The organism is Paludisphaera sp. (assembly GCF_037189885.1).
In the GTDB taxonomy this organism is placed as follows: Bacteria; Planctomycetota; Planctomycetia; order Isosphaerales; family Isosphaeraceae; genus Paludisphaera.
In genome coordinates, this window is the sequence record NZ_JBBCIR010000056.1 from 1 (window position 1) to 4,531 (window position 4,531).

Genomic DNA, 4,531 nt, shown 5'->3' on the forward strand with positions numbered 1-4,531 from the left:
GCCGGTCGCGCGGCGGCCTCTCGACGAAGGTGATCGCCGTGGCGCGCGACGAGGACGGCGTCGTCGCGGTGGACGTGGCCGAAGGCCAGAGGAACGACGCCCCGCTGGCGAGAGGCCTGCTGATCGAGGCCCGCGACGCCGGCGGCGGCGGCGCCGAGGTCCTGGGCGACAAGGGCTTCGATTCCGACGCGGTCCGCGACGTCGTCCTGGACGACCTCGACGCCCTGCCGGTGATCCCGAACCGGAAGAATCGCAAGGAGCCCTGGCCGTGGGACGACGAGATGCGGGAGGCCTACAAGCGGCGGAACCGGGTGGAGCGGGCGTTCGCCAAGGCCAAGCAGTTCCGCCGCTTCGCCACCAGGCATGAGAAGCTCAGGGACGTCTACCTCGGCGTCGCCCGGATCGTCTTCGGCTTCATCCACGTCCGGAAGCTCGCCCAATCCGTCAACACGGCCTAGTGCGGCGGGTCGGGTCGCCCTCCCGGGACGCCGGGCCCGCCGCCATGACCTGGGGGACTTAACTAGGCGTGAACAAGTGTTTAGTTTTCAGGCGTGGCGGATTTGGCCGGGTGTAACCGATTGACGACGTTTCCATGTTCGTCAAGGACGTGAATAAACGGCTCGCCATTCGCCTCGAATCCTACGCCAATCCGCTCCTCCCCCGCCCTGTCGAAGAACACGATTGCCGGCTCGCGCTTTGGCGAGATGCCCACGGCGAGCCGGCGAGTGCCCTCGTCCCCGAACACGAAGAGGTACGGCGAGCCGGCGTCGTCCAGACAGAGTTGGACCCTGTCCCGGTCGGACTTATGCCTGATCATCAACCCGGGGACTTCCCCGGGAAGGATACCGACCTGCATCGCCACATGCCCCGCCCGGTCGGCCGCGAACAATCTGGGTGAGCCCTCCAAATCGCACCGAATGCCCGTCCATGACTTCGCGTCCCGGTCCCACAGGACCAACTCCGGCTCGTCCGCCTCGTCCATCCCGAGAACCATCCGCACGGCCCCTTTGCGGTCCCGCAGGACAACTTGGCGTCGCAAGCTCCGCGCGATGACCGCGAAGAGCAGTAACATGGTCACCAGAAGTAGCGCCGCGACGCACCAGACCACCAGTTCGAGCCGTTCGAGCCGGTGTGCATACTGAACCAGATCCATGAGGTACACCGCCTGACTCGTGGTGCCGGGGTGGAGGGGGATCCGTAGGCAGTTTCGCCAACCCGGCGACCAAGGGCAACGGACCGGTCGAGGGGCCAAGGCCGCCCGTCCGATGCGGCCTCTGCTGACGCCCGGCTACCCCGCCTCAAAAACGCCCGTCGTTGAGACAGGCCCACGGCATCGTCGAGGCTGCCGATCGTCCCAAAAGGGGCATAGTTCGCATCGGCCGCATCCATGGCAGGGAATGGGCCCTGCGTGGGGGGCGACGAGCGTGCGGGGTGGGCTGGACGCAAAATGACGCGGCGGACTCGTCCCGCCGCGTCACGATGTTAGGAGGTTCGGGCACGAAGCTCGGCGATTCTCTCCATGCCCTGGCGTGATAACTCGCGGCGAAGGCGATCGCCGTCCGCCACGGCCAATTCCGCGACCCCGAGACGTGAGAATCGGTCCTTGTTCGCCAGATCACGGGCTGTTGCGAAGCCGACCCCGGTTCCGTGGCCGAGGACGATGGCCGCGACAACCGCGTCAAGGTCCCTACGCCCATACAACTCGACCCGCTCGACGACCGAGCCCTGGAGCCGAGTCAGAGCTGGTGGCGGAGCCGGGACCTCCAAGCTCGCTTCCTTGAAGTGCGATGCGTGCCGCGCCGACAGCCAATGAAAGAGTGTCTCGTCAGACGCTCCGTCTTCCTGCTGCCAACTGATGAAATATGGGCATCGAGCGGCGGACAACTCGACCCGTACCTCTTCGACATCGACACCATCACGGAGGCCGGCAGCCGCCACGATCATGACCCGACGGCCCGGCCACTCGGACCAGATGCCGATCGACCGCTCGATAATCCGCTCGGTATGGACCAAGGACCTCCTCCCGCCCGACGCCAAGTCCGATGCACGGCGGATTGGCCCGCCGAGTAGGTTGATGATATCAGGAACGGGCCATGGCTAACCGCCGTGACACCTGATGTATACGCCAAACGGCACGTTCCGCCTTCCGCGGCATCGTCGGAGCTGCCGGGAGGGCCAGAGAGGATATCGCCTGAATCAGCCGTTTACATTGCAGAGAACGATGACACCGCGGGGACAGCGGTCACATCGTGTAGGCTCGACGCCATGTGGCGTGGTGGTTGAGCAGTCCTCAGTCGCCCATCTCGAATACGAAGCGGACCCGCTCAGGACCCAAGCGGTCCCCCAACAACTGCAATAGGTCCAAGGTGACCTGCAAGCCGAAACTCAATTCCTCTCGTCGGATCTCCATGTGATCCAAAGCCGCTTCGATCTCCAAGGGCGTTAACCAGCCGACCATCGGGTCTTGCGGGTCGAAGTCCTTGGAGATCCTCCAGTTTACATTAGGCGGCAGGCCACGCGGCCGGATGAGCGGAGCAAGACCCTTTGGGTTCCTCGGCCCCCCGATTGCCCCCAAGAAGACGTAGTCCTTGGCGTGTGAGAGCCCGACGTTCGTGGTCAAGTCGATGACCCGATCGGACTCCTGGGCGAACGGTTCGGGGACGGAACCGGCGGGGTAGTACTCCGGGGCATCGTCATACTCGATGTAGGCATATATGGTCGCCCCCACGCCACTCCTCCGATGGCCAGTCAGCGAAATCGGCTTAGGTGTAGGAGCTGAGTTTATCCCAAAGGGACACGCACGGTAACGCCGCCAGTTGTCCTGTACCCCAAACGGCACAGGGCCTGTGACCTGCTCCTCAGATGCCGCCTCCCGCAGCGGCCGGCGAGACTGTCTCAGAAACGCCCGTTTCTGGGACTCGGCCGAGCGACTGCCTCGGCGTCTCCGATCTCTGCCCCGTATCTCGTCTCGGAATCAAAGTCTCCAAACCGGCCCCTCGCTGCGGGTTTCGGGACTTCCCGAGTTCGCGCGGGACGACTCATCCGCATCCTGCACAGTCGACGAGCCCCCCGGGCGAAAACCGTCATAGGCACCGCAGCGGGCGCTCGCGGTGAACTACCGCGTGGGCGGGCTGCCCTCCCATGTCTGCGCCCCGTCGCTTGCGTTCCTGCGAAGCCTGAGCACGCGGACCGGTGCCAGGATCATGGCCGGGAGGAACGGCCCTTCGCCACTTCATGTGAATCGCGCGACCGGGGACCGCCGGATTCCGGTCCCAACCTCTCCGCCGTGGAGCGCGGCGGTTGCCCGTCGCGGGGCGGGGCGATAACCTAGCGGATCCGGGCCTGAAGGCCCGCCGGCTAGCCCCCCCGCTCCTCGAAGGGCCCACCGATGCCGAACGCCCCCGCCCGACCGAAACACCTGATCGCTTGGGTCGCCCTCGTGGGGATCGTCGCGCTGCTGACGACCGATTTGATTTGCGCGCAGGTCGGCCGCGAAGACGCGCCGAAGGCCGAGAAGGCCGGCGCGAAGCTGTTCGACCGCGACAACCTGACGGCCTGGTGCGTCGTGCCGTTCGACTCGAAGAAGCGCGGGCCGGAAGAGCGCGCGGCGATGCTGGAGCGGCTGGGGTTCAAGAGCCTCGCCTATGACTGGCGCGCGGAGCATATCCCCACCTTCGACGCCGAGGTCGAGGCCCTCAACCGCCACGGCATCGAGCTGACCGCCTTCTGGGGGCCGGCCGAGCTGAACGACGACTCGCGGCGGATCCTGGATCTCCTGAAGCGTCACGGGATCAAGTCGCAACTCTGGGTCCTGGCGGATTACGGCCCGGATAAGGTCGAGGGCGCCGAGCAGGAGCGTCGCGTGGCCGACGCCGCGGCGCGCGTCGCGCCGCTGGCCAGGGCCGCCGCCGAAATCGGGTGCTCCGTCGGGCTGTACAACCACGGCGGCTGGTTCGGCGAGCCCGAGAACCAGATCGCCATCGTCGAGCGGCTGAAGGGGCAGGGGATCGACAACGTGGGCCTGGTCTACAACCTCCACCACGGCCACGACCACCTCGACCGCTTCCCCGCGCTCCTTAAGACGATGCTGCCGTACCTGATGGCCCTGAACATCAACGGGATGGACGTCGGCGGTGATCGCGTGGGCCGCAAGATCCTGCCGCTTGGGCAGGGCGAGGAAGACCTCAAGCTCCTCCGGATCATCCGCGACAGCGGCTACAAGGGGCGCATCGGCATCCTCGGGCACACCGACGACGACGTCGAGGAGCGCCTGCTCGACAACCTCGACGGGCTCGACTGGCTTGTCCCTCAGCTCGACGGCGCCGAGCCCGGCCCGGAGCCCAGGCCCCGCACGCCGGTCCCCCCGCGCCCCGTCGACGCGGCCGGGCTGACCCCGAGGCAGGCCGCCGAGGTCGCGGAGATCCTCGCCGCCGCGCGAGCGGGCCGACCTGTTCGCCTTCCTGCTGAGCCTGGGCGCCGAAGGCGTCCCCACCCCGACGCTCTCCCCTCCGGTCCACGCCCACGCCCCCGC

The 4,531-nt window shown here is 66.9% G+C and carries 5 protein-coding genes; 2 read left to right on the top strand and 3 right to left on the bottom strand.

Annotation, left to right across the window (positions count from 1 at the left end):
* Positions 1–458, top strand: a 458-nt coding sequence (locus WG209_RS16500) for a transposase (RefSeq protein ID WP_337176170.1), incomplete at its 5' end; no start/stop codon positions are given.
* An 80-nt stretch (positions 459–538) separates the two neighbouring features.
* Here WG209_RS16500 and WG209_RS16505 read toward each other — a convergent pair.
* From WG209_RS16505 to WG209_RS16515, 3 genes are all read right to left on the bottom strand, one after another.
* Complete coding sequence (locus WG209_RS16505) at positions 539–1,153, bottom strand: hypothetical protein (RefSeq protein WP_337176171.1); 615 nt, start codon at positions 1,151–1,153, stop codon at positions 539–541.
* A 329-nt stretch (positions 1,154–1,482) separates the two neighbouring features.
* Complete coding sequence (locus WG209_RS16510; protein ID WP_337176172.1) at positions 1,483–2,013, bottom strand: hypothetical protein; 531 nt, start codon at positions 2,011–2,013, stop codon at positions 1,483–1,485.
* 277 nt (positions 2,014–2,290) lie between these two features.
* Positions 2,291–2,728, bottom strand: a complete 438-nt coding sequence (locus tag WG209_RS16515; RefSeq protein ID WP_337176173.1) for a hypothetical protein — start codon at positions 2,726–2,728, stop codon at positions 2,291–2,293.
* Between the two features lie 660 nt (positions 2,729–3,388).
* Between WG209_RS16515 and WG209_RS16520 the strand changes: the two genes are divergently transcribed.
* On the top strand, positions 3,389–4,531 hold a 1,143-nt coding region (locus WG209_RS16520; protein WP_337176174.1), incomplete at its 3' end, for a TIM barrel protein.

Bases quoted from the DNA above. Each gene is read 5' to 3' on its own strand.
- WG209_RS16505 (WP_337176171.1), bottom strand. From the start codon at position 1,153: ATGGATCTGGTTCAGTATGCACACCGGCTCGAACGGCTCGAACTGGTG.